The following is a 23892-nucleotide window of genomic DNA, read 5'->3' on the forward strand; positions in this document are numbered from 1 at the left end:
GAGAGAGACAGCATGAATACAGCGGCAACAGGAACACTTTACGGCGTGGGCGTGGGGCCGGGTGATCCCGAGCTGATTACGGTCAAAGCGTACCGCATGATTCAGGAGTGTGCAGTTGTGGCTTATCCGAAAAAGCGCCGGGGCGGGAAGTCGTATGCTCATGAGATCGTGGAATTGTACGTAAACCCGGAGGAAAAAGAGATGCTGGGACTCATTTTCCCTATGACCAAGGACCCGGTTGTGCTGGAGCGGGAGTGGAACAAAACGGTGGCTGCCTGCTGGGAAGCGCTGCGTGAAGGCAAGGATGTAGCTTTTGTTACAGAAGGAGACCCCAACCTGTACAGTACCTTTATTCATCTGGCACGTCTCATGAGAGATCTTCATCCTGAGGTGCCGGTTGTATCAATTCCGGGGATTTCCTCCGTGTTGGGAGCGGCGGCGGCACTGGAACTGCCTTTGGCGGACGGAGACCAGCAGGTCGGCATTATCCCGGCTACGGAGGATAAGGAAGCAATGAAGCGGGCGATTGAGAATCACGATACGGTCGTATTTATCAAGGTTGCCAAGGTGTTGGATTTGATTTTGGATGTGCTGGATGAATTGAAGCTTGGGGATCGCGCATCTGTGATCACCAAGGTCACTTCCCCTTATGAAATGATATGGCGCAATGCCCAAGAGCTGCGCGGGCAGGAGCTTGAATATTTGAGTTTGATGGTGGTGAGCAAATGACGTTGGAGCCCAAAGTATACATCGTAGGAGCAGGCCCCGGCGATCCGGAGCTGATTACTGTGAAAGGTTCACGGATTCTGCGCACAGCCGATGTCGTATTGTACACGGATTCACTCGTGAACGACGAGCTGATTGCCACAGCCAAGCCGGAGGCGCAGGTAATGCAAAGCTCGGGCATGGATCTGGAGCGTCAGGTCGAGATTATGAGCAAGGCGGTGGAGGCCGGACGCAGTGTAGCTCGTGTACATACAGGTGATCCGGCTGTGTACGGCGCGATTTTGGAGCAAATGGTGCTGCTGAAGCAGCGCGGCGTGGCCTACGAAATCATACCGGGCGTTAGTTCCGTCTTCGCTTCTGCCGCTGTACTGGGCGCAGAGCTTACCGTGCCTGACTTGACGCAGACGGTTATTCTGACGCGTGCCGAAGGCCGTACGCCTGTACCAGACCGGGAAAAGCTGCGTGGTCTGGCATCCCATCACTGTACAGTCGCCCTCTTTCTCAGTGCGACGCTGGCGAAGAAGGTCGTTGCTGAGTTTTTGGCGGCAGGCTGGAGCGAGGATACACCTGTAGCGGTTGTGCAGCGCGCAACCTGGCCGGACCAAAGAATCGTACGCACGACGCTCGCTCAATTGCCAGCCGATCTTCGGGCAGCGGGCATCACGATGCATGCCATGATCTTGGCAGGCTGGGCGCTCGATCCGGGGCTGGTGGACAAGGATGCGCATCGTTCCAAGCTGTATGATAAATCGTTCACCCACGGTTACCGGAAGGGAGTGAAGCCCGGTGAGTAATCCATTTGCCGCTGTGGCGATTACAAAGCATGGTGTGGAGATGGCTCGTCACCTGGGAGCCAGCTTTCCGGGCACGGATGTGTATTACATGACCAAGTTTGAACGGGGTGATGAGCAGGAGCACGGCATCCAATTGTTCGAAGGCTCGGTCAAGCTGATTTTGCCGGATTTATTTAAACAATATAACGGTATTATTTTATTTATTTCCCTCGGTGCTGTGGTTCGGATGATAGCGCCCATATTGGTGGATAAAAAGGTAGACCCGGCCGTGGTCGTCATTGATGATCGCGGGGAGCATGTCATTAGCGTGCTGTCTGGACATTTGGGTGGTGCAAACGAATTAACCCGCCATATCGCCGCTGTGCTGGATGCGCGTGCGGTGATTACAACGGCATCGGACGTGCAAGGCACCATTCCAGTGGACATGTTCGGCCGGGAGCTGGGTTGGGTGGTCGATAGCTTCGACAAGGCCACTCCGGTGAGCGCAGCCGTTGTGAACGAGGAGCCTGTCGCGCTTATACAAGAGACAGGGGAACGGAACTGGTGGCGTTACGACAAGCCTGTGCCTGCGCACATCAAGGTATACGATTCGATGGCAGAAGCTTCGCAAGAGCCTTTTAACGCCGCGCTGATCATTAGCGATCGTCTGCTAGAGCCGGAGGAAGAAGAGCGTTTTCTTTCTAACGGCGTACTGTACCGCCCCAAAAGCCTGGTGCTTGGCATGGGCTGCAACCGGGGCACTGCTTTGGAGGAGCTGGAGGCTGGTGTGCTGAGCACCTTGCAGGAGCTGCGTCTGTCTGTAAAAAGCGTGCGGAATATTGCGACCATTGACCTGAAAAAGGATGAAGAGGGCCTGCTTGCCCTCTGCGCCAAATACGGCTGGGAACTGGTGACGTATACCCCGTCAGAGCTAAACACGGTGCGGCTTCCCAATCCATCGGACACAGTCTTCAAGTACACTGGCGCATATGGGGTTAGCGAGCCTTCAGCGCTGTTGTCTTCCGGTGCGGGCCATTGGCTGCTGGAAAAGAAAAAAAGCGGTAATATGACGCTGTCCATAGCGCGGGTTGCCTATGACTGATGCCATGAAGCACGCCGTTCAGTCTGATCCAGCTACTGCAGCACGCAGAAGCCGGATTGTTGTTGCAGGCACGGGCAGCGGCGCGGGCAAAACGACCGTCACCCTTGGGCTGATGAAGGCGCTCGCTGACAGCGGCCTGCGTGTGCAGGGTTTTAAATGCGGCCCGGATTATATTGACCCGACCTATCACACCGCCGTGACCGGAACCCCCTCCCGTAATCTCGATTCGTGGATGACTTCACCGGATACAGTGCGCGAAACCTTTATCCGCGCCTCCGAAGGTGCAGATATCTCCGTGATTGAGGGCGTCATGGGCTTGTATGACGGCAAGGACCCCCTCAGCAACACCGGGTCGACTGCCGAAATCGCCATGCTGACGGACAGCCCCGTATTACTGGTCGTCGACGTGCGCAGCATGGCACGCAGCGCGGCCGCGATTGTGCTCGGCTTTCAGCATCTGGAGCCGAGGCTGCGCATTGCGGGCGTGATCGTGAACCGCTGCGGAAGCCAAGGGCATTACAGCATCGTTCAAAAAGCCATTGAACAGGAGTGCGGTATTCCTGTACTTGGCTGGCTGAAGCGCGATGATGGGCTGGATATCCCCGAGCGCCATCTGGGTTTGGTGCCTGCTGTGGAGCGCGGCGAATTGGAGCCGCTTTTCCAACGGGCGGCAGAGCAGATCCGCGCAGGCACCGATCTGGAGGCGCTGCGGGCATTGGCGGATTCGGCTCCGCCGTTGTCTTTGCCCGCACTGCCATTATTTGTCCCGCATCGGCTTACGTCAGTGGCGCAAGCCGATGCAGGGAAGCGGCCCGTCATTGCCGTCGCCAGCGATGCGGCCTTCAACTTTTATTACCCGGAGAATCTGGACCTGCTGCGCCAGTCGGGAGCGGAAATAGCCTTTTTCAGCCCACTGGCGGGGGAATGCATCCCTGAGCACGCCAGCGGCCTATATCTGGGCGGCGGCTTTCCGGAGGAGTTTGCCGCGGCTATCGCTGCCAACACGGGCTTCCTGGAGAATATCCGCGATGCAGTACGCCGGGATATGCCGGTGTTCGCCGAGTGTGGCGGCTATATGGTGCTGGCGCGGACACTTACCGATCGGGACGGCAGCGTTCATCGTATGGCGGGAGTCATTCCGTCCGATGTCCGAATGCAGGCAAAGCGTGCCGCGCTGGGATACCGGGAAGCAACCGCATTGCGGGATTGCCTGTTGCTGGAGGCTGGAGAGACGATTCGTGGTCATGAGTTTCATTATTCTGTGATGACCTATGATGAATCGTCTGCTCCCTACCCGTATGCCTATCAGACCAAGGGGATGCGCGGCCTCCAGAACGAGGGCTATGCCAAGGGAAACCTTTTGGCAGCCTACACGCATATCCATCTCGCTTCTTTTCCCGAGGCGGCAGCACGTTGGGTGGAGAAATGCAGGGCATACGCTGAGTAGTTTGCAGCCGGCATTGAGCTCATCTGCAGTGCAATCCTGTATAGTGGAAATGGGAACAAGCCGCTTCATGTGAACCACAAAAGCCGGGTCCCTTAAAGGGCCCGGCTTTTCTCAACGGGACATACGATATACCTTACATCACGTGGAAGCGCATTCATTGCAATTGAACATCCTTGTCACATAAGCTTCTTCAATTGGGAAACTCTTCCTTGGCTCACGCCAAGCATGGAAGCAAGTTGCTTTTGTGAAGAAGTGGGATGCTCCTCCATGAGCTCTCTCATTTTCTCCAATATAACGTCTGTACGCTGATAAATTTTTTTCATATGCAAATTTTGCTTCAGTGGAGGCGAATTGGTTTCAGCCGTCATGACTGGAGGCAGGTCTTCCGTTTTCATCGAGGCTGCACATTCATCGCAAATAAACTGGTCTTTAAAATAGGTGTTGGTATCAACCGCACCACAGAAAATGCAATTGGTTGATTTGTACTTACGGAGCATGAGTGTCTGGCCTTCAATAAAAAATTCTAATGGATCGCCGATGTCAATCTCCATCGTCATGCGCAACTCTTTCGGAAGCACAATTCGTCCCAAGCTGTCCAAGGGCCGGGTCATTCCAGTCCTTTTCATTCATGCAACCTCCCCGGTTTTTAAGATTTATAGATTGCTATAAGTTTGAAGCAAGGCTTATCAATTCTACAACCGCCAGCAAACATGTTACATAAAGCGTCCTTTTTTTGACAAGAATGCATGGGAGCACTTTTTTTCTTACGAGTATACCATAAACGGACCGAATCGCCAGCGTTGACGTCTATAATTTTTTAAATAAGTTTATTCCAAGTGGACAAATATGCTATAATCCTCTGCTAAAGGATTTCAAGGGCTGCCTGTAGAATTATTAATAATTGCTGTAGCCCCGGACAATGATGGCGCTGTTATGTGACACGGGCAACGCTGTTAAAGTCCTTATATACAAGTCAGGCAAGGAGGAATAACATGGATAGAAGAAAAGCATTGCTGTTAGGGGACTATTCGTATCCGGAGTTTCACCCGCTGCAAGGGGTGGACGAAGAGATTAGCCATATTTTACAGAATTGGATGGCGGTACAGTGTAGTGAAAATCGTAAAATGCTGCTCAAGGAAAATCTGGCCTCATTCGATCTGTGTATTTCGTACTGTGATAGTCGCAGAGAGGTTTTGTCCCCTCAACAAACGGCAGGATTGCTGTCCTACGTCAGCGGCGGAGGCGGGTTGCTGGTGCTGCATAACGGGATCACATTGCAAGGGCGGTATGAAATAGCACAGCTGATGGGGGCACGTTTCCTGCGGCATCCGGCTGCGGCACCCCTTTCCTTCAAGGTAACGGAGCCGGACCATCCGATTATGGAAGGAATCGAGCCGTTCGAGATGCAAGAGGAGCCCTATCGTTTTGATTTTGATCCATTTACTGAAAAAACATTGTTAATGGAATACGAGCATGAGGGCCAGCGGTGGCCGGCGGCATGGTCATCGTCCTATGGCCTGGGTCGGGTCGTCTACTTGATGCCTGGACATAATCAGCCAAGCTTTCAGCATGAGGGCTACCGCAAACTGCTGCTTCAGGCTGCCAAGTGGGCCGGACGATTTCCGGGCTGAACATAACAGGTACCATTCATAGGAAAAGGGGGACTGCAAACTTTATGCGGTTCCCCTTTTCAGGTTATACTATGGGTAAACATAGGTAGGGGAGGATATATCATGAGCGATTTGTTCAAAAAAGCCATCTCATTGGGATGGGGCCTCACTATTGTCAGTAAAGAAAAGGTGGAGAAAGCCGTCGAGGATCTTGTCAACCGGGGAGAACTTGCGCCTTCGGAATCCAAAGCGCTGATCGATCGTTTAATCGAACGGGGCGCAGAGGAACAGAGCCAATTCAAAACGATGATCCGCGAGCAGATTAGCCGCATTTTGCAGGATCTGGAGGTACCTGCCAAGAATGATGTCGCAAGTTTGGAGCAGCGTGTGGCATTGTTGGAAAAACAGGTAGCAGAGCTGGAAAAAGAAAAGGCGGCGCTTACGGGTTCGAGCGACGCCGAAGAAGCGAACCGGCTCGATTAAAATGGCGGTTCGCATGAAACACGCCGGTCGTTACCGGGAAATTGCCATGGCGCTGGCGCGTCATGGCTTTGGCTATATGGTGGAGGAAATGGGCCTGTTCCAACTGCTATCATTGCCTCGAAAGTGGCTGGCGAGAGAAACGCCTGAGTCCAAAACGCTGGGTGAGCGGATTCGGCTGGTATTGGAGGATCTGGGACCTGCGTTCATTAAGCTTGGACAGCTGGCAAGCACGCGTGCTGACCTGCTGCCGGAGCCCATTATCCGTGAACTGATCAAGCTTCAGGATCAGGTGTCGTCTTTTTCACCTGAAATGGCGCGCGGCATTCTGGAGCAGGAGCTGGACACGTCATTAGAGAGCATACTGACTCGTTTTGACGATGTCCCGCTGGCTGCCGCTTCTATCGGACAGGTGCATCTGGGCAAGCTGCACAGCGGGGAAATGGTCGCCATTAAAATCCAGCGGCCCGGCGTTAACCGCATCATCCGGCGGGATCTGGACATTTTGCGGGAATTGACTGCAATGGCAGCCAAGCGTTGGGAATGGGTTAAGCGCTATCAGCTCCGCGAAATGGTGGAGGAGCTGGGAAAATCGCTCATTCAGGAACTGGACTACAACCATGAAGCCCGTAATACAGAAAAGATTGCGCTCCAATTTGAGCAGGACCCGCATATTTATATTCCAAAAATATATTGGGATCATACTTCCTCCCGTATACTGACGATGGAGTTTCTGGACGGAATACATGTGGGGAATCGCGAAGTGCTATTACACCATGGATACAACCTGAAGGAGCTGGCGCAGCGGTTGGTCAACAGCATGCTGCATCAGATTTTTATAGAAGGCTTTTTTCATGCCGATCCTCATCCCGGGAATTTGCTTGTCCTGAAAAATGGCAGTCTCGCTTATCTCGACTTTGGCATGACCGGACGATTAAATGAAGGGATGAAGGATCATCTCGCCTCCCTCATTATTGCGCTGATGCGTAAAAATACCGATGCCATGGTGCGGGCCATCGAACGGCTGGGCCTGGTTAAACCGGATACCGACTTGAATGCGCTGCGTACTGATCTGGACAAGATACGCGAGGAATATTCGGACGTTCCGTTCTCACAGGTCAGTATTGGCGATGCTTTGAACGATCTGTTCGGTGCGGCGCAGCGTCATCGAATCGGCCTGCCATCAGATGTCCTGCTGCTTGGCAAGGCGCTGCTGACACTGGAGGGAGTCGTAGAACTGCTCGACCCCGACCTGAGTATCATCGCGTTGGCGGAGCCCTTCGGCAACAAGCTGCTGAAGGAACGCTTCAGCAGTCGGCGTATCCGGGACAAGCTGCTGGGCGGTGCGACCGAGCTGGTGGAGACGCTTATCGAGCTGCCGAGACAGGCGAGGCATTTGTCCTCGATTATCAGTAAGGGCAAGCTCAAGCTGGAAATCACCGTGCCGGAGCTGGAACAGCTTCTGCGCAAGCTGGATCAGATCAGCAACCGCCTGTCATTCAGCATCGTGCTGTTAGCCTTCAGCATTATTATGGTCGGGCTGATTATCGGTTCATCGCTGAACCATCAAGCGACGATGCTGTGGAATGTGCCTGCCATTGAAGTCGGTTTTGTCGTTGCGCTCTTGATGGTTGCCTTTTTGCTGTACTCTATTTTTAAATCGGGGAGATTCTAGATACCTGCTAGAAAGGATGAGCCATGAATACGGACAAGAACCATTCCATCTCCGTTTATCATCTCCAAATCGAAGATGTGCCGTGGCACCGTCTGACTACTTGCTATGGCAGGGGAACGAATTTGCCGCAAATTGAGTGGTCATGGCACACGTTGTGGATTTTGCTGCCGTACTGACGGATGCCATATAGCATACATCAAAGCCTGGAATGGAATGTATCCATTCAGGCTTTTTTATTTTTTCTGAAATATATGAAAATTTCATGTCTAAATTATAAATATGGCAAATTTCCACCAGAGTATTGACGTATAAATTGAGTGGTAATACAATCATTGTTACTAAGCTCACCAAATACATCGGAATAATTGAAAATCGAAAGGTATGTACATATGAATTTAGACTGGGAATTTATTGTAGAGAGCTTACCGTTATATGGGGAAGCCATGTGGCTGACGTTAAAGATCGCCTTTTTTGCCATCCTGTTTTCCCTAGTTGTCGGTTTGCTGTGCAGTATAGTGCTGTATTACAAGGTGAGGGGAATGAGCGCCACCATTGTTGCCTATATTGAGCTTTCCCGAAATACACCTCTGCTTGTACAGTTATATTTTCTGTATTATGGGTTTACGAAAATAGGCCTGCATATGAGCGAAATGACGTGCGCCATTGTGGGTATGACCTTTTTGGGCGGGGGTTATATGGCTGAGGCGTTCCGTGGCGGAATTGAAGCAGTGAGCAAGACGCAGACGGAATCCGGACTGAGTCTCGGGCTGTCCAAGATACAACTGGCGAGATATGTTATTTTGCCACAGGCATTTGCCATCAGCATTCCGTCCTTGGGAGCGAACGCGATTTTCCTGCTCAAGGAGACTTCCATTGTCGGCGCTATTGCTTTATTAGATCTGATGAATGTGGCAAAAGACCTGATCGGCATGTACTACAAAACGGCAGAATCACTGATTTTGCTCGTATTGGCGTATCTCGTTCTGCTTTTACCTTTGTCCATGCTGCTGACCTGGGTAGAAAGGAAGGTGCGATATGCTGAGTTCGGGGATTAATGTACTTTTTGAAGGTTCCAACTTAGAGCGTCTATTAGGGGGATTGCTTGTTACGCTGGAGATAGCGTTAATTTCAATTATGATCGGAACGATATTAGGCATCTTCATGGGGCTGCTGCGCACCTTGAAATCAAGGCCGATCCGGTTTGTACTGAGATTCTACTTGGAAACATTTCGCATTATCCCGATTCTGGTGTGGTTGTATGTGGTGTATTTCGGATTCACTCCTTTGCTGGATGTGAATATCAGCGGGGAATTGACAGCCATTATCGTATTCAGCCTATGGGGGGCGGCGGAAATTGGCGACATCGTTCGCGGTGCGCTGGAATCACTGCCCAAGTATCAGCTCGAATCCGGGCAGGCACTGGGACTTACTTATGGACAGTTATATCGTCATGTCCTTATTCCTCAGGCGGTGCGCCGAATGCTTCCGGGTTCTATTAATCTGGCGACACGGATGATTAAAACAACGTCGTTAGTGGTGCTGATTGGCGTAGTAGAAGTGGTCAAGGTTGGGCAGCAAATTATTGAGCTTGGTGTAATCAAAGCACCTTCGGCATCCTTTTGGGTGTACGGCTTTATTTTCATATTGTACTTTCTCGTATGCTATCCGTTATCCAGACTTTCCAAAAGATTCGAACGCAGATGGCAAAATTAGCAGAATGGAGTGGGTGTCATGGGAGAGGCTGTGGAAGTTTTACTGGAAATCCAAGGGCTGCACAAAAGCTTCGGGGACCGAAAAGTGCTGCAGCAGATTGATCTGGACGTAACGAAAGGGGAGGTCGTAGTTATTCTCGGTCCTTCGGGTTGTGGAAAAAGCACACTTCTCCGATGTCTTAACGGTCTGGAGCCAGTTCAGGGCGGCAGAATCCGTTATAGAGGTCAGGACCTGACCGATAACAAAGTGGATTGGCGTGAGGTTCGGCAACATATCGGCATGGTGTTTCAGAACTATGAGCTGTTTCCGCATATGACGGTCTTGGAAAATATATTGCTCGGTCCGCTCAAAGTTCAGCGGAGAAACAAACAGGAGGTACTTGAGCAAGCGAAGCAGCTATTGGAGCGAGTAGGTCTGCTGGATCGCAAAGATGCATATCCGAGACAATTATCAGGCGGGCAAAAGCAGCGGATTGCGATTGTGCGCGCCCTGTGTATGAATCCTGAAATTATGCTCTTTGACGAGGTCACCGCATCTTTGGACCCCGAAATGGTCAGAGAAGTCCTGGATGTTATGCGAGAGCTGGCACAACAGGGCATGACCATGATTATCGTGACGCATGAAATGGGATTTGCCAAGTCTGTAGGAGATCGTATCGTTTTTATGGATCAAGGGCAAATATGCGAAATGACTACGCCACAGCAATTTTTTACCCAACCGCAAACTGAGCGTGCTCAGCACTTTCTGGATATATTTCAGTACGAAACGACATGAGCATATTGCATAAATCCTATGCTGAAAGACATCGAATTATAGATTATACAAAATATTGATAAAACAAGGGGATAAATACAGATGAGAAAAGGTATGAGACTTACGACGTTATTACTGGCTTTGAGCTTGCTGCTGGTGGGTTTAACGGGTTGTACAGGAGGTGGCAATGCCAACGGCAGTTCTGGTCTGGCTAAATTTGCCTCGATTGAGGATATTAAAAAGAATGGCAAGATTCGAATCGGTGTATTCGCGGATAAACCGCCTTTTGGCTACGTGGATTCGGAAGGGAAGAATCAAGGCTTTGATGTGTATATTGCGAAGCGGTTTGCCAAAGATCTGCTGGGTGACGAGTCGAAGGTAGAATTTGTACTGGTCGATGCTGCCAGCCGGGTCGCTTATTTGGAATCCAACAAAGTAGATATCATCATGGCTAACTTTACGGTGACAGATGAGCGTAAAGAAAAGGTCGATTTTGCCAACCCTTATATGAAATTATCCTTTGGTATTGTGTCACCTGACAGCGCTCCAATCACCACGATTGATCAATTGAGAAATTCGGATCAAAAGCTGATTGTCGCCAAGGGGACGACGGCTGAAACCTATTTTACGAAACATTATCCCGACATCAAGCTGCTCAAATTCGATCAATACACAGAAATCTTCTCAGCCCTCAAAGACAAACGCGGCGCTGCCATTGCCAACGATAATACAGAGCTGATCGCTTGGGCAAAGGCTAATCCCGGCTTTACAGTAAGCATCCCGGCCTTTGGTGGTCAAGATACGATTGCACCTGCAGTAGCGAAGGGGAACAAAGAGCTGTTGGACTGGATTAACAATGAGCTGGCTACACTGGGCAAGGAGAATTTCGTCCATCAAGCCTACAAGAATACACTGACCTCCGTATACGGAGAAGGCTTTACGGATCAGTTGGTCGTAGAGGGCGGCAAAGTGGACAAATGATGCAAGAGTCGGCAAGAGTATCATCCAATGTCTTAGGGCAACACTCGGGTGCTCCCGAATAGTATATATTTGCATTATGAATTCCTTTAAAACAAAAAGACCCAGACTGTCCGAAAATTGGGTCTTTTTGTTTTGGGTATACAGTTTTCTTACAGATAAATTGTTATGGAACACATATGGGAAGAGATATAGACTCTGATTTAGTTCGGAATAAAGGTACATATTTCCTCAAAAGCTCTTGCATCCTAGCAGATTTAACTATATAATCTTTAATAATAATGAGAATCATGATCATTTAAGCCTTTAGGCACAGACTCCCAATATGAGCCTAAATGAACAGGTTTAAAGCTCCAAGTTAACTGCAAATGCAATACCATTATCAAATTTTTAGTCTCCTCGTTTTGTTTTTGCACTTGCTCTCCTGATGGTGAACACAGGAAGGCAAGTGTCTTTTTTTGGATGCTATAAAAAAGCGCCAGGCGGGTTTCGAACCGTTCTGGCGCTTTATTTTATCCCCGTTTTGCGTGATGCACGTTTCTGTCAGTGTACACATCTTTAAGTACAGATTGAATCTGAAAGCTGGATGTAGACAGGGTAGCCTGTGATTCGGAACATCGGCTGCAGCGGCAGACCTGGAGGGTGGATAAAAGATCGTAAGCAGGAACACAAAATTTTGCAACAGGACTTCCCAAAAGGAATGTTGTGATATATAATTCTCTTAACTTAACACCGTTAACTAAAATAACGATGTTAACAAAAGGGGATGAAATTATGGATAAATATGATGTTATTGTCATCGGCGCTGGATTGGGTGGCTTGTCCTGTGCAGCACGATTGTCTGCGCTCGGTTACCGGACTGCTGTTTTCGAAAGTCATTCGCTGGCTGGCGGCTATGCAACTGAATTTACAAGAAAGGGGTATACCTTTGATGTATCCCTGCATGGTGTCGGCGGACTGGAAGGAGGCAGCTTCGGACAGCTGCTCAAGAGCTGTAACGTAGACCAGCGAATCGTACCGCTCCGCAAAAAGCATCCTTATTCTGTTCGCTGGAAAGGGCAGGTTATTGATGTCCCGTCCGATGTGCAGGAATATGTGCAACTCCTCAAAGGCATGTTCCCTGCTGAGCAGGCAGGCATCGACAACCTGTTTGCAGGTATTCGCCGTTTTAAGGCAGGTTTCACTGCTATCACCTCCTCTTCCTCCAATTCCTGGCGCAAGGCAGCCGGTTTGCTCAAAGCAGGCACCTTCTTCCGCTGGACGCAGATGACCACATGGGAAGTTGTAAGTCAGTTTGGGCTGTCTGACTCATTCACGGAGTTTTTCACCGCACTCTGGCCCTATTACGGACTGCCTCCGAAGCGGCTGGCGGCTTTATACTTTTTTATTCCCTGGATCGGCTATCACCTGGAGGGAACGTATTACATTCAGGGGGGCGCGCAGGCGTTATCCAATGCACTGGTCGCCGCGATTCAATCAGCTGATGGAGAAGTGCACCTGCGCAGCCAGGTATCTGAAATTGTGCTCGAAGGCGGTAAAGCAGCCGGTGTCCGTCTGAAAAAAGGGGATGTATATAAAGCCGATTGGATTGTGTCTGGGATTAGTCCTCATCACACCTATGGCCGTCTGCTGGAGAACCATAGTGCTGCCCGGCGTGAGCTGGAGGTCGTTAGCAGGCTGGAAACCGGGACGTCTCTTACCCAGCTGTATCTCGGGTTATCATGCGAGCCTCATGAGCTTGGTATTTTCGAAGAAGACCTGATTTTGTATGATGTATCGGATTCGGAGAGCGATTATGAATTCATGATGAGCGGCCAGTATACCAAAGGCAACTGGATGCTTACCAATTATAACGCCATGGACCCCACGCTTAATGAGCCGGGGAAAGGCGTGATCGCAGTTACGTTTTTGGACCGGTTGGAGAACTGGCCTGCGACACGCTCTGAATATAAAGCCAAAAAGGAAGCCGTAACACGGCAGATACTGGAGCGTCTTGAACAGCTGTATCCTGATTTTGGCAGCAAAGTAGTGGTGGCCGAGCTGGGCACACCGCGGACAATGCAGCGTTATACGGCTAATCCGAACGGGGCTGTATACGGCTTTGCGCAAACGGTGCGGCAGTCCGGTCTGAAGAGACTGAAACATAAATCCGTTGTAGATCGTCTGTCATTGGTAGGGGCCTGGACACAGCCCGGGGGCGGGTTTCTAGGGGCTATGAACTCGGGTATAATGGAAGCTGATCGTATCGCCGCCAAATTGGGACAGGCAGAAAGGGCCAATACATTTACTCATGAAACATATCAAACGCCGAGAACGTGAAAGCAATGAGATCCGCCGAAAAATCATCGAGGCCGCCCGGTCGCTGTTCCTGAACCAAGGGTATGCCGAAGTCTCTATGCGCAAGATTGCGGATCAAATCGAATATTCACCAACGACTATTTATCATTATTTTGCCAATAAGGAAGCTGTTGTCCGTGAACTGCTGCTAGAAGGAAATGCCTTGTTTCTGCAGGCACTTCAGCAGAGCCAGGAGGAAGCAGAGGCAGCGGGATTGAATGCCTTGGATAAGCTGAAAACGGTGTCTGATGCTTATGTCCGTTTTGGAATGGCCAATCCGGAATATTACAGCATCCTGTTTATCAGCAACCTGGAATCTGTAAGCTTGGTCAGTCTTATTGACAGCGGACGCTTTAAAGGCTTTGAGCTGCTTGAAGCTGGACTCCTGGCTGCTATGGAAGAAGGCGGCATCATTCAGGGGAATGAAAGTCTGATCGCCAGCTCTGTATGGAGCATGCTGCATGGATTGACTTCCCTGCTTTTGAATTTTGAGCTTCCTATGACAAGTTCGAAGGATGAATTGATTTCATTCACTATAGATACCTTCTTCCGGGGGCTACAAAGCTAATCCAATTCCAAATCGGAGAGCTGTTCAAGCACGGCTTCAATGTGGCGCTTATCCTTTTTGAGCATGACACGCTACGAAGAAGCTTGTAGCAAGTTAGAGATTGTCGTCAAGGTATCCGCTTTTAGGGAAGGGGCCATCCTTTTTCACCATGACATCCAGCGCCTCGGCTGCAATTTTTTGGTGAAGCTTACTTCAGACACCCAAGAAATAGACCGCCCCGTGGTAGGAACCGGTCTATTTCATATACCGTGAACTTGCAGCCACCGCCCTTAAAAGCGGCTGCTGCCAAAGAGTGAGGATGTTGACGCATCTTCACTCTTTTTTAGAATTTACATCTTACTCCTATTTTAACACTTGAAAATGGCTTTTTCTATGCGCTGAAGGGTAGAAAGGTGAATAGGTTGTGCAAAAGGAGAGGACGAAGATGGGGGATTTTTACATGGCCCGCAGTTATGTAATATATTGAATATTAAAGAGAGAAGAAATATAATGAGTAGGATTTAAAAACAAATAAAAATAAAACCATGTGATTTCATGGTTGGAGGATTTATTATGTCGAAAAGTGTTTCTTCGTCCTTTATTATCATTATAGGATCAATGCTATTTGCCTTATTTTTTGGTGCAGGGAATCTAATCTTTCCACCTATGCTTGGTCAAATGGCCGGAAAGAATGTATGGATAGCCAATGCGGGTTTCTTGGTTACCGGGGTTGGCTTACCGTTACTAGCCGTCACAGCCTTTGTTTTTTCGGGCAAAAGCAATTTGCAATCTTTGGCGAGTCGTGTACACCCCATATTCGGTATTGTTTTTACAACGATCCTTTATCTAGCCATAGGCCCTTTTTTTGCCATCCCCAGAACTGGCAGCGTGTCATTTGAAGTTGGAGTAAAACCTTTTTTTTCAAACGATGCAGAACCTGTGGCACTTTTTGTATTTACCGTCCTTTTTTTTACAGTTGCATGTTTGTTATCACTTAACCCCACAAGAATTATTGATGTAATTGGAAAGTTTTTAACGCCCATTAAATTGACATTCATTGGAATACTTGTGGTTGTAGCTCTTATTCACCCAATTGGAAAATTTCAGGAACCTGCTGAGGGTTATACATCGCATGTTTTTTTCAAAGGCTTCCAAGAGGGTTATTTAACATTGGATGCTCTTGGAGCCTTTATTTTTGGAATTATTATTGTGAATGCAATTAAGGAAAGAGGAGTTACTACAAAAAAAGAGTTGATGACCATTTGTGCCAAGGCGATAACTATTGCAGTTATACTCTTAGCTTTTATCTACACGTCTCTTTCCTATATGGGAGCTTCTAGTGTTGAAAAATTGGGTATTTTAGGAAATGGGGCTGAGGTGTTAGCTAAGGTCTCATTCTACTATTTTGGATCTTATGGTTCTATTTTATTGGGTTTTATGATCACAGTAGCGTGTTTAACGACAAGTGTGGGGCTTATTACTTCCTGCTCTTCCTTTTTCCATGGATTGTTTCCAAATATCTCTTATAAAAAAATAGCTGTCATGTTATCTGTATTTAGTACTCTTGTAGCCAACATAGGTTTAACACAGCTCATTAAGGTTTCAACGCCAGTATTAATTGCAATATATCCTATTGCTATTTCTCTAATATTTTTAACGTTTTTACATCCCGTATTTAAAGGAAAGTCAGAAGTATATCAAGGTAGTTTGATATTAACCTTTATCATTAGTCTATTTGATGGCTTGAATGCTGCCGGAATAAAAATTAAAGTAATTAATAGTATTTTTGCCAAATTTCTTCCGTTATATGATGTTGGGTTAGGGTGGTTAATTCCGTCTATTTTAGGGGGAATAGGAGGCTACATTTTTATTATGCTAAGGAAGAAAAATAGTCCTGATACCTATAAAGCCCAATTGAATAAATGATTATCATCTATTATGAAGTAAGGGAGAAAGAGTGTAGAGATTGAGATTTCTTTTGAACTGCCCTGTATGTCAAATCCGAATAAAAAAGCTGCGGCTACTGTAGAATTGGTAGCCGTAGCTTTTTTTCGTCAGGCCAGTTCTTCCTGAATGATCTCTGTTTTTAAACCTTTAGCACTGGTAATCGTAATGCTGATCGCATCAAAGCCGTTTCGCTTCGCCTCTTCAAAATCGCATCGTTCGCCGCTGATCAGCTCCAGTTGTCCATTCTCATCCACATCGTCTGAAAACTCGTCATCCCAATCAACATTATAAAAAGCGGTCACGCTTACCTCGAAGGTATCCTCACCATCTTCGTCCAGATAAGGCAGTAAGGGAGTGCGATTGTTCTGCTGTTCCTCTGTATATGTTTCACATAACAATGCATCGTAACCATGCCGGGTTCCATCAAAAATCACGATCCGTTCGCCGGTAGCTGCATTCTCCGCAATCACGAGCTGGGGTGCAAATTCAGTCACGGCGATCAGATCATCCATCAGCTCTCCATAATAAAAAATGTGAAACTTCGTATGGCCGGCCTGTGAACACAGCTTGCCTGTCCATTCCTGCTCGATCCATGCCTCCGGGTTTTCAGGTACCACCCATCCTTCCAAGTAAGCGGGCCCCCATTTAGAATTATGTATTTCTGGCATCATTAAGCCCTTCCTCTCTGCCTTTTTTAGAACTCTCTTAGCCTATCGAACTGCTTCATAAAACGTAAGTCTGTGAGATCATGTCATGGATAAGGTGACAATTTTGTTGTCCTCATCGACATTTACCTCTACCGTGACTCCCAGCTTGTCCTTGAACAGCTTGCTGATATTGATATAGTCATCCCTCACTGCACTGCTCGATCTACTGGTGGTGCGAGTCATCCCTGCGGTGATGATCGAACGAACGTATGCCTTGTCGAGTTTGGCTTCAGGGTTGTAGGTGTAGATCATTTGCTTCTGTTTATTTATCGAGTTCCGTAATCTCCGTACGAATGCCTCTGCACAGAAAGCTGCCTGATAGTCCTGATAATGCATCAATATCGACGACCATATCTGCTTCTTCATAGCGGAAATCAAGCTGTAAAATGATATTTTCTGCTTCTACCGGAGTCAATACATGCTCTTTGGTTTCCAGAAATGTAAAAGTTACTGTGTAACGGGGAGCATCCTTGGATGGAATTTCCGGGGTGACAGGTGCCTCGGAAGAAGGTTCCAGATCCGGAGATTTGGGTACTAGCACGGTAGCGGGGGATAGCTCAATCGTCAGTGTAATCTGGTCTTTCGTCATATTGGCAGCCGTAATTCGGTCATAATGAAAGGGAGGGAAGTAGCCCAGTTTTTCTACAATCCTGTCCGCTCCTTGAATAGAAACCGTTGGAGAGAAAGCCAGCTCCAGCCTGATGGAGCCTGCCAGTTGGTTTTCATATTGTGGATTGATACGTAGAAGGGCCTGTTCCGATTCCACCTTCAAAATCGTGCCAATAAAATACTGTTTGCTATGAATCAGAACAATATCATGGGGAACGAACGGCAGTGCTCCTCCGGCTTGATATTGAATCAGATAATCGTTATTTGTTTTTTCAACGCTTTGAACTTGAATACGCATATGCTGCAACCTCCTGAGGGTGTATTGGTGTAACCAACGCTTGCCCGGTCGATGTTTTCATAAAACGTCCTGACGTATTGAAACGAGCCAACCGCAATTATTGGAAGATTGGCGCATAGGTCATGGATTACCCACTCTCTTACCATAATATATGACATGGAGATGGAATTCATCTTTTACAATGTTCATTAAAATCGTTTGGAAACCTGTTCAACTTCGCGTATACTAGGAAAGTCATAAATGGAACGGGCTGAGCCACCTTGCGACCGTATGTTAGTTACAGGAACAGATTCAACGATAACGGATAAGCTCCCCTCCTGAAAAGGGTAGAATGGGAACTGATACAAAAATGGGAATTCTGAACTATGGAACGATAGATGTCATATGGCATATGAACCTATTTTATGTGACACATATTGAATAAGATAAGGGAAGTGAATACCACTTGAAAAATTTCGCAGCATTAGGCGTAGAGCAGCATTGGGTAGACGTCTTGAAAGAGCAAGGGATTGCAGTGCCCACCCCGGTACAGCAGGAATCCATTCCGCTGTTAATGAAGGATCAGGATGTGATTGCCGAGGCGCATACGGGAACAGGTAAAACGCTTGCGTTTTTACTGCCGATTTTGCAGAAACTGGATTTGGACAAGCGTTACCCGCAGGCACTCGTGATTGCACCTACGCGTGAACTGGCGCTTCAGATTACAGCGGAAGCGAAACGATTGGCTGCTATAGAGCCGAATCTGTCATTGCTGGCTGTATATGGAGGACAGGATGTAGAGCGTCAGCTTCGTAAACTGAAAGGCGGCGCGCAGCTGATTATCGGTACACCCGGACGGCTGCTGGATCATCTGAGACGTGGCACGCTGGATTTGGGCGGTGTCAAAATGCTGGTACTGGATGAAGCTGATCAGATGCTGCATATGGGCTTTTTGAACGATGTTGAGACAATTCTCCAGGAGGTTCCCTACCGGAGACAAACGATGCTGTTCTCCGCCACGATGCCAGCCGGTATTCGCAAGCTGGCTCGTGTCTATATGAACGAACCGGCAGATGTCAAAGTACAATCCGCTTCTTCCGTTCCAGTAAGCCAAATCCGCCAGGTCATTGTGCAAACAACAGATCGTGGGAAACAACGGGCATTGGTGGAAATACTGAATACAGATCGTCCGTATTTGGCCGTTATTTTCTGCCGTACAAAGCGCCGGGCGGCCAAGCTGAACGAAGAGCTGCAGGAGATGGGCTTCGAAAGCGGCGAGCTGCACGGAGATTTGTCCCAGAACAAACGTGAGCAGGTGATGAAGGCATTCCGTGAGGCGAAGCTGCAATTGCTTGTAGCGACCGACGTGGCCGCCCGCGGCCTGGATGTAGAAGGCGTCACCCATGTCTTTAACTACGACATGCCGCAGGATGCCGAAAGCTATATCCACCGTATCGGCCGAACCGGTCGTGCCGGTGGAAAAGGTGTGGCGGTGACGCTCGCTACGCCCAGGGATGTTCAGGAACTGCGGAACATCCAGAAAGTCGCTGGTGTCACATTCACCAGCCGTGAGGTTGGGGAGCAGCGCAGACCTGCTCCCGATATGACGGAGCGGCAAAGTGGAGAACGCCGCTCGGGCAGAAACGACCGCCGTTCCTTTGGTGGCGGCGATTCCGGCGGCGGGCGCCGCGGCCATGGCCGCGAGCAGGCGGGCCGTCGTGACGGTGCAGGCGGCGAGCGTCGCTCCGGCCGCGGCAACAGCGAGCGCGGTGGATATGACCGCAGCAGCGGCGGTACCGCCCGCCGAGGCCAGGGGCGCTCGGCAGGGCAAAGCAGCAGCGGCCGTGGTGGTTACGACCGCAGCGGTGGCGGCTCTGGACGCAGTGGCCAGGGAGGGCGCGGCGGACAAGCCAAAAGCAGCCCGCGTGGCAGCCAAGGACAAGGCGGCCGTCGTGGGCGGTCCAGATAGATCAAACAGGAGCAGTTCTCCTAGAATGCTCAACTATGGTTATCATAATAGCCCCGGAGAGGCTCATCTTCCGGGGCTATTATGATCTTTTTCATGCCGCTGAAGGGTGTGCATCATAAGATAGAGCAAGCAGCAGAGCTGCATTGAAAATTATCGTTTGGCGTGTGGAGCATCTTGTCAAAGAAAATGATGGAGGGGTTATACATGATGCAGGAGCAGGATATGGGCAAGCGTGCCATGGTCTCAGCATGGATCAGCCTGATTAGCAACATCCTATTAACCGGCATTAAAATTATTGCAGGACTTTTGTTCAACAGTAAGGTGCTAGTGGCTGATGGTGTTCATAACGCCGGGGATGTGATTGCTTCTGCTACCGCACTGGGAGCGATGCGTATATCCAGTCAGCCGCCGGATGAGGATCATCCATATGGTCACGGCAAGGCTGAGGTAATTGGTGCGAGCGTGGTGGCAGTTATTTTGTTCGGAGCTGGCATATTCATCGGCTTTCATTCTATTGCGGCACTGTTCAAGCCGACACCGCAGGAGCATATATTGGCACTGGTGGCGGCGGTCATCTCCCTGCTCTGGAAGCAATGGCTGTATATTTACACCATTCGTATCGGGAGAGCGGCGAACAGTCAGGGGCTTATTGCGACGGCCAAGGATCACCTGGCAGATGTATATGCTTCCGGGGCTGCTGTGCTGGGAATCGGTTTGGGGCTGATCGGGGAGCACTGGGGTATTTCGATTTTATCCTACGGCGACCCGATTGCAGGCTTTGTGGTAGCATTGCTGGTTTTGAAACTGGCATGGGAAATGGGGCGTGAGTCCATAGATGTACTTATGGAGAAGGCCATTGCACCTGAGAAAATCGAAAGCTACACTGCGGCCGCACTTGGTGTAGCCGAGGTTCAGCGTATTGACCGTATTCGTGCCCGCGAGCACGGCCATTATATTATCGTGGATATCCGTGCTTCAGTGGATGCTTCCTTGACGATTCAGCAGGGACACGATATTATTCGGCTGATCAAAAGGGCTGTCATGAAACAGGAACCGAGGGTGTACGAGGTGCTTGTCCATTTGAATCCATGGTATCCGGATGACCACCCCCGCTGATCAATGGACATAGAAAGATTCAAAAAATAAGCTTTTCGGACATTCCGCCAGACCATGAGAAAAAATATGTGAAAATTTTTAAAATGGCTTGGCATTTCGACGCAAAAACGATAGCCAAACAGTAAATCCCGCCAATTGAGCTGGTGCGTGGGGAAACGGTCAGGGGAGCGCAGGTGCTTAGTGTGGACGAAAGCAAGCTCAAGCGATTCATCCAAAATCTTTTTGAACAAGAAAACAAGCCTGCAACTGCGGCTACAGATTCGGTTAGCACGATAAATGATACTCCATAACCATGCAAAGCAAATGAAGTTCGTACGTATGGCGTACAGCTTTGTTTGCTTTTGTGCGTTATTCGGGTATAAGCTTGTATATTTTGTTGCAAAGCTATATCTTAGCTATTAAGAAAAGAACAACTATTTACCTAAAGAGAAGGAGAATGTCATGTGGAAACAACTCCGGCATGGAAAGACCGATTCAAGAAGTTCTTTTTGAACAACAAGTTTGTGTTATTCCTGCTGGTACTGCTGCTTATCGGCTTGAATATCCTGGTGCTCACCAAAATTTCATATATATTTACTCCCGTTATCGTGCTGCTCAAAACGATTATTCTCCCTGTTATTTTGTCAGGTGTGCTGTACTACTTGTTCAATCCACTGATTGATATATTGGAACGCAATAAGGTAAAACGGGTTTACTCCATTATCGTGTTGTTTTTGCTCATCATAGGAATTATTGCTGTTGTGATTACATCGGTAATCCCCGTGATCCGTGATCAAATACAGGGCCTTATCGAGAATGTGCCTGTATACAGCCAGCAAGTGCAGGTGCAGTTTGAGAAATTAATAGGCAGTGACTTTGTGAACCAGTTCCTGAACACGGTTCAGATAAACCCGTCTGAACTGGCCTCCAAAGCTTCTGAAAAGTTATCTGCCTTTATTAATAATGCCTGGACAGGTGTGGGGAGCTTTGTAGGAGTAGTCACGGAAACCGTGCTTGCGATTGCTACGGTTCCATTTATTTTGTTCTATTTGCTAAAAGATGGACGCAAGCTGCCACAGACAATCCTGAAGATGCTCCCGCCTATGTTTCGTAGAGAGACAGATCGGATTATGACCGAAATGAACCATCAGGTCAGCTCGTACATTCGCGGACAGATTATTGTCAGCTTCTGTATTGGAGCTTTGCTGTATATTGGTTATTTAATTATTGGGCTGGACTACTCTTTGACGCTTGCAGTCATTGCGTCCTTTACGAGTATTGTTCCTTACTTGGGGCCTGTGATTGCCATTACACCTGCATTAATCGTAGCTATAGTCACTTCTCCGGTTATGCTGCTTAAGATGGTTATCGTATGGACGATCGTTCAGCTTATTGAAGGCAAGCTGATTTCCCCGCAAATTATGGGCAAATCGCTTCGGGTGCATCCGATCACAATCATCTTTGTTATTTTGACGGCGGGCAATTTGTTTGGCGTGGTAGGAATCATTCTGGCGGTTCCGGGCTATGCGGTCTTGAAAGTAATCGTTACACATCTGTTTAGCTTCTTTCAGAGACGCTCACATCTTTATGAATTAGATCAAGCAAAGGCAAGTCTGCACGAAAAATAAGCACTTCGAATTTCCTGCTATACAATCTGTTTTGCTCGCTCTTGGGGAACTGTGGCTTTGCATGCTATAATTATGCCTACCCCATATTCCAAAACAGGAAGGTCAGACTTTTATGATAAAACTCAGCATTCTTGACCAATCTCCGGTATCAGAAGGCATGACACATGCGCAAGCATTACAACAGACGGCTGCGCTTGCTATTGAGGCGGAACGCTTGGGTTATCATCGCTTTTGGGTATCTGAGCATCATTTTGCCTCTAATCTTGCCGGCTCCAGCCCGGAGGTGCTGATTGCACATCTGGCCGCCCGTACCTCTACCATTCGAGTGGGTTCGGGTGGTGTAATGCTGCCGCATTACAGCGCATATAAAGTAGCGGAAAACTTCCGTGTACTGGAAGGCTTGTATCCGGGACGCATTGATATGGGTCTGGGGCGGGCGCCGGGAGGCATGCCGGTTGCTACCAAAGCCCTGCAGGAAGGCAAAATGCGGGGAGGTGTTGATCTGTACCCTGAGCAGCTGGATGACCTGCTAGCCTATTTGCATGACAGCACAGGCAGTGAGCATCGCTTCGGCTCGCTGCAAGCAATGCCGCTCGTAGAGACAGTGCCTGAAATGTGGCTGCTTGGCTCCAGCGGTGATAGTGCAAGTCTGGCCGCCGAGCGTGGCGTGGGCTTTGCATTTGCGCAATTTATTAATGGTGAAGGCGGTACTGGAGCCATGAAGGGGTACCAGAAGAGCTTTCAGCCTTCTCAGCATAGTGACCAGCCGCGTTCACTGGTCGCCGTATTTGCGATTTGTGCAGATACCGAAGAAGAGGCGAATCGCTTGGCTTCCAGCATGGATTTGTCGCTGGTGCTGCTAGAGCAGGGAATGCGTTCCGCCGGGACACCTTCTGTAGAAAAGGCACTGGCCTACCCTTACACGCCGTATGACCGGATGCGTATCCGCGAGAATCGTAAGCGGATGGTCGTTGGTTCTCCTGAGCAAGTAAAGCGTCAGATTGAGCAATTATGCAAGGGCTATAATACACAGGAGGTCATGGTTGCGAGCATCATTCACGACTTTGGCGCCAAAATGAAATCGATACGTCTTATGGCTAAAGCATTTGGACTGTCTGCTCCACAGTCTTGATGCGGTTGGCCGGAAACTAGATAGAACACTTGATACTATACAGAGGAAGACAGAATAAAAGATGAGCCGCTGCGATCTCAGCACGGCTCCTGATTTATGATGAGAATTTTCAAAAAGAACAACTAAGGAACGGTACTGAAATCCGTCAGACCGTATAAAAAAATTTTTCATGGGTCGGGCTTTAAACGTAAGCATATTGGGGAAAGGATATGTGTATTTAGGTTAAACTGTGCGTAAATTGAGCTATGGCTAAAAGATGTAACCCTAAAATTGTATTTTTAAGGACATATCTGATGATATAAATCGTATGCCAAAGGGAACGTGCCATTTAAGACTTGATAATGATTATCAATATCTTTATTATATAAAATAGGATGAATTTTTGAT

General features: G+C 48.7%; 24 protein-coding genes. 20 read left to right on the forward strand and 4 right to left on the reverse strand.

Annotation, left to right across the window (positions count from 1 at the left end; genetic code table 11):
• Nucleotides 1-12 precede the first annotated feature (12 nt).
• Genes cobI through JO375_RS07690 form a run of 4 tightly spaced genes read left to right on the forward strand, consistent with a single transcriptional unit; the run spans nucleotide 13 to nucleotide 4048 of the window.
• On the forward strand, nucleotides 13-729 hold the full coding sequence (cobI, locus tag JO375_RS07675) for a precorrin-2 C(20)-methyltransferase (RefSeq protein WP_229523901.1): 717 nt from the start codon (nucleotides 13-15) through the stop codon (nucleotides 727-729).
• Nucleotides 726-1520 (forward strand): precorrin-4 C(11)-methyltransferase, encoded by a 795-nt coding sequence (cobM, locus tag JO375_RS07680; RefSeq protein WP_229523902.1) that lies wholly within the window; start codon nucleotides 726-728, stop codon nucleotides 1518-1520. The genes cobI and cobM overlap by 4 nt, the downstream gene beginning before the upstream one ends.
• Nucleotides 1513-2601 (forward strand): cobalt-precorrin 5A hydrolase, encoded by a 1089-nt coding sequence (locus tag JO375_RS07685; RefSeq protein ID WP_229523903.1) that lies wholly within the window; start codon nucleotides 1513-1515, stop codon nucleotides 2599-2601. The genes cobM and JO375_RS07685 overlap by 8 nt, the downstream gene beginning before the upstream one ends.
• Nucleotides 2594-4048 (forward strand): cobyrinate a,c-diamide synthase, encoded by a 1455-nt coding sequence (locus JO375_RS07690; RefSeq protein ID WP_229523904.1) that lies wholly within the window; start codon nucleotides 2594-2596, stop codon nucleotides 4046-4048. Before JO375_RS07685 ends, JO375_RS07690 begins: the two co-directional genes overlap by 8 nt.
• Nucleotides 4049-4224: 176 nt before the next feature.
• Here the strand turns inward: JO375_RS07690 and JO375_RS07695 are convergent, their stop codons facing one another.
• Nucleotides 4225-4674, reverse strand: coding sequence for an AbrB/MazE/SpoVT family DNA-binding domain-containing protein (locus tag JO375_RS07695; RefSeq protein WP_229523905.1), 450 nt, complete (start codon nucleotides 4672-4674; stop codon nucleotides 4225-4227).
• A gap of 366 nt (nucleotides 4675-5040) precedes the next feature.
• On the opposite strand from JO375_RS07695, the gene JO375_RS07700 reads away from it, so the two are divergent.
• The 11 genes from JO375_RS07700 to brnQ all read left to right on the forward strand — a co-directional run bounded on the left by JO375_RS07700 (nucleotide 5041) and on the right by brnQ (nucleotide 16067).
• Nucleotides 5041-5679: a ThuA domain-containing protein gene (locus JO375_RS07700; RefSeq protein WP_229523906.1), complete on the forward strand. Its 639-nt coding sequence runs from the start codon at nucleotides 5041-5043 to the stop codon at nucleotides 5677-5679.
• 102 nt (nucleotides 5680-5781) lie between these two features.
• Entirely contained in the window at nucleotides 5782-6141 is a 360-nt protein-coding gene (locus JO375_RS07705; RefSeq protein ID WP_229523907.1) for a phasin family protein, read from the forward strand.
• A 1-nt stretch (nucleotide 6142) separates the two neighbouring features.
• Nucleotides 6143-7813, forward strand: coding sequence for an ABC1 kinase family protein (locus JO375_RS07710; protein WP_229523908.1), 1671 nt, complete (start codon nucleotides 6143-6145; stop codon nucleotides 7811-7813).
• A 23-nt stretch (nucleotides 7814-7836) separates the two neighbouring features.
• Nucleotides 7837-7989 carry a hypothetical protein gene (locus tag JO375_RS07715; RefSeq protein ID WP_229523909.1) on the forward strand — a complete coding sequence of 51 codons (153 nt, stop codon included), beginning with the start codon at nucleotides 7837-7839 and terminating at the stop codon, nucleotides 7987-7989.
• Nucleotides 7990-8202: 213 nt separating this feature from the next.
• Complete coding sequence (locus JO375_RS07720) at nucleotides 8203-8868, forward strand: amino acid ABC transporter permease (protein ID WP_229523910.1); 666 nt, start codon at nucleotides 8203-8205, stop codon at nucleotides 8866-8868.
• Nucleotides 8849-9526 (forward strand): amino acid ABC transporter permease, encoded by a 678-nt coding sequence (locus tag JO375_RS07725; protein ID WP_229523911.1) that lies wholly within the window; start codon nucleotides 8849-8851, stop codon nucleotides 9524-9526. Before JO375_RS07720 ends, JO375_RS07725 begins: the two co-directional genes overlap by 20 nt.
• An 18-nt stretch (nucleotides 9527-9544) precedes the next feature.
• On the forward strand, nucleotides 9545-10300 hold the full coding sequence (locus tag JO375_RS07730) for an amino acid ABC transporter ATP-binding protein (protein ID WP_229523912.1): 756 nt from the start codon (nucleotides 9545-9547) through the stop codon (nucleotides 10298-10300).
• Between the two features lie 81 nt (nucleotides 10301-10381).
• Nucleotides 10382-11260 (forward strand): cysteine ABC transporter substrate-binding protein, encoded by an 879-nt coding sequence (locus JO375_RS07735; protein ID WP_229523913.1) that lies wholly within the window; start codon nucleotides 10382-10384, stop codon nucleotides 11258-11260.
• A 771-nt stretch (nucleotides 11261-12031) separates the two neighbouring features.
• Complete coding sequence (locus JO375_RS07740) at nucleotides 12032-13576, forward strand: phytoene desaturase family protein (protein ID WP_229523914.1); 1545 nt, start codon at nucleotides 12032-12034, stop codon at nucleotides 13574-13576.
• Nucleotides 13548-14162 (forward strand): TetR/AcrR family transcriptional regulator, encoded by a 615-nt coding sequence (locus JO375_RS07745; RefSeq protein WP_229523915.1) that lies wholly within the window; start codon nucleotides 13548-13550, stop codon nucleotides 14160-14162. The genes JO375_RS07740 and JO375_RS07745 overlap by 29 nt, the downstream gene beginning before the upstream one ends.
• 552 nt (nucleotides 14163-14714) lie before the next feature.
• A complete protein-coding gene (gene brnQ, locus JO375_RS07750; protein WP_229523916.1) occupies nucleotides 14715-16067 on the forward strand; it encodes a branched-chain amino acid transport system II carrier protein in 1353 nt (450 codons plus the stop codon).
• A gap of 128 nt (nucleotides 16068-16195) precedes the next feature.
• Here brnQ and JO375_RS07755 read toward each other — a convergent pair whose 3' ends face one another.
• From JO375_RS07755 to JO375_RS07765, 3 genes are all read right to left on the reverse strand, one after another.
• Nucleotides 16196-16756 (reverse strand): hypothetical protein, encoded by a 561-nt coding sequence (locus tag JO375_RS07755; RefSeq protein WP_229523917.1) that lies wholly within the window; start codon nucleotides 16754-16756, stop codon nucleotides 16196-16198.
• A gap of 78 nt (nucleotides 16757-16834) precedes the next feature.
• Entirely contained in the window at nucleotides 16835-17047 is a 213-nt protein-coding gene (locus JO375_RS07760; RefSeq protein WP_229523918.1) for a hypothetical protein, read from the reverse strand.
• A 10-nt stretch (nucleotides 17048-17057) separates the two neighbouring features.
• A complete protein-coding gene (locus JO375_RS07765) occupies nucleotides 17058-17702 on the reverse strand; it encodes an immunity 50 family protein (RefSeq protein ID WP_229523919.1) in 645 nt (214 codons plus the stop codon).
• Between the two features lie 445 nt (nucleotides 17703-18147).
• Here JO375_RS07765 and JO375_RS07770 point away from each other — a divergent pair, with 445 nt between their 5' ends.
• From JO375_RS07770 to JO375_RS07790, 5 genes are all read left to right on the forward strand, one after another.
• A complete protein-coding gene (locus JO375_RS07770) occupies nucleotides 18148-19650 on the forward strand; it encodes a DEAD/DEAH box helicase (RefSeq protein ID WP_229523920.1) in 1503 nt (500 codons plus the stop codon).
• Between the two features lie 207 nt (nucleotides 19651-19857).
• Nucleotides 19858-20766 carry a cation diffusion facilitator family transporter gene (locus JO375_RS07775; protein ID WP_229524073.1) on the forward strand — a complete coding sequence of 303 codons (909 nt, stop codon included), beginning with the start codon at nucleotides 19858-19860 and terminating at the stop codon, nucleotides 20764-20766.
• A gap of 143 nt (nucleotides 20767-20909) precedes the next feature.
• On the forward strand, nucleotides 20910-21056 hold the full coding sequence (locus JO375_RS07780; RefSeq protein WP_229523921.1) for a hypothetical protein: 147 nt from the start codon (nucleotides 20910-20912) through the stop codon (nucleotides 21054-21056).
• Between the two features lie 153 nt (nucleotides 21057-21209).
• Nucleotides 21210-22373 carry an AI-2E family transporter gene (locus JO375_RS07785; protein ID WP_229523922.1) on the forward strand — a complete coding sequence of 388 codons (1164 nt, stop codon included), beginning with the start codon at nucleotides 21210-21212 and terminating at the stop codon, nucleotides 22371-22373.
• Nucleotides 22374-22485: 112 nt separating this feature from the next.
• Nucleotides 22486-23505: an LLM class flavin-dependent oxidoreductase gene (locus JO375_RS07790; RefSeq protein ID WP_229523923.1), complete on the forward strand. Its 1020-nt coding sequence runs from the start codon at nucleotides 22486-22488 to the stop codon at nucleotides 23503-23505.
• Nucleotides 23506-23892 lie beyond the last annotated feature (387 nt).

This window comes from Paenibacillus farraposensis (assembly GCF_020736845.1).
In the GTDB taxonomy this organism is placed as follows: domain Bacteria; phylum Bacillota; class Bacilli; order Paenibacillales; family Paenibacillaceae; genus Paenibacillus; species Paenibacillus farraposensis.

What these genes read in the sequence shown, in the direction of transcription:
- JO375_RS07720 (WP_229523910.1), top strand. Translation starts at nt 8,203, where the DNA reads ATGAATTTAGACTGGGAATTTATTGTAGAGAGCTTACCGTTATATGGG.
- JO375_RS07735 (WP_229523913.1), top strand. Translation starts at nt 10,382, where the DNA reads ATGAGAAAAGGTATGAGACTTACGACGTTATTACTGGCTTTGAGCTTG.
- JO375_RS07690 (WP_229523904.1), top strand. Translation starts at nt 2,594, where the DNA reads ATGACTGATGCCATGAAGCACGCCGTTCAGTCTGATCCAGCTACTGCA.
- JO375_RS07765 (WP_229523919.1), bottom strand. Translation starts at nt 17,702, where the DNA reads ATGCGTATTCAAGTTCAAAGCGTTGAAAAAACAAATAACGATTATCTG.
- JO375_RS07730 (WP_229523912.1), top strand. Translation starts at nt 9,545, where the DNA reads ATGGGAGAGGCTGTGGAAGTTTTACTGGAAATCCAAGGGCTGCACAAA.
- JO375_RS07725 (WP_229523911.1), top strand. Translation starts at nt 8,849, where the DNA reads ATGCTGAGTTCGGGGATTAATGTACTTTTTGAAGGTTCCAACTTAGAG.
- JO375_RS07740 (WP_229523914.1), top strand. Translation starts at nt 12,032, where the DNA reads ATGGATAAATATGATGTTATTGTCATCGGCGCTGGATTGGGTGGCTTG.
- JO375_RS07715 (WP_229523909.1), top strand. Translation starts at nt 7,837, where the DNA reads ATGAATACGGACAAGAACCATTCCATCTCCGTTTATCATCTCCAAATC.
- JO375_RS07745 (WP_229523915.1), top strand. Translation starts at nt 13,548, where the DNA reads ATGAAACATATCAAACGCCGAGAACGTGAAAGCAATGAGATCCGCCGA.
- JO375_RS07700 (WP_229523906.1), top strand. Translation starts at nt 5,041, where the DNA reads ATGGATAGAAGAAAAGCATTGCTGTTAGGGGACTATTCGTATCCGGAG.
- JO375_RS07705 (WP_229523907.1), top strand. Translation starts at nt 5,782, where the DNA reads ATGAGCGATTTGTTCAAAAAAGCCATCTCATTGGGATGGGGCCTCACT.
- JO375_RS07790 (WP_229523923.1), top strand. Translation starts at nt 22,486, where the DNA reads ATGATAAAACTCAGCATTCTTGACCAATCTCCGGTATCAGAAGGCATG.
- JO375_RS07695 (WP_229523905.1), bottom strand. Translation starts at nt 4,674, where the DNA reads ATGAAAAGGACTGGAATGACCCGGCCCTTGGACAGCTTGGGACGAATT.
- JO375_RS07775 (WP_229524073.1), top strand. Translation starts at nt 19,858, where the DNA reads ATGCAGGAGCAGGATATGGGCAAGCGTGCCATGGTCTCAGCATGGATC.
- JO375_RS07755 (WP_229523917.1), bottom strand. Translation starts at nt 16,756, where the DNA reads ATGCCAGAAATACATAATTCTAAATGGGGGCCCGCTTACTTGGAAGGA.
- brnQ (WP_229523916.1), top strand. Translation starts at nt 14,715, where the DNA reads ATGTCGAAAAGTGTTTCTTCGTCCTTTATTATCATTATAGGATCAATG.
- JO375_RS07710 (WP_229523908.1), top strand. Translation starts at nt 6,143, where the DNA reads ATGGCGGTTCGCATGAAACACGCCGGTCGTTACCGGGAAATTGCCATG.
- cobI (WP_229523901.1), top strand. Translation starts at nt 13, where the DNA reads ATGAATACAGCGGCAACAGGAACACTTTACGGCGTGGGCGTGGGGCCG.
- JO375_RS07760 (WP_229523918.1), bottom strand. Translation starts at nt 17,047, where the DNA reads ATGATCTACACCTACAACCCTGAAGCCAAACTCGACAAGGCATACGTT.
- cobM (WP_229523902.1), top strand. Translation starts at nt 726, where the DNA reads ATGACGTTGGAGCCCAAAGTATACATCGTAGGAGCAGGCCCCGGCGAT.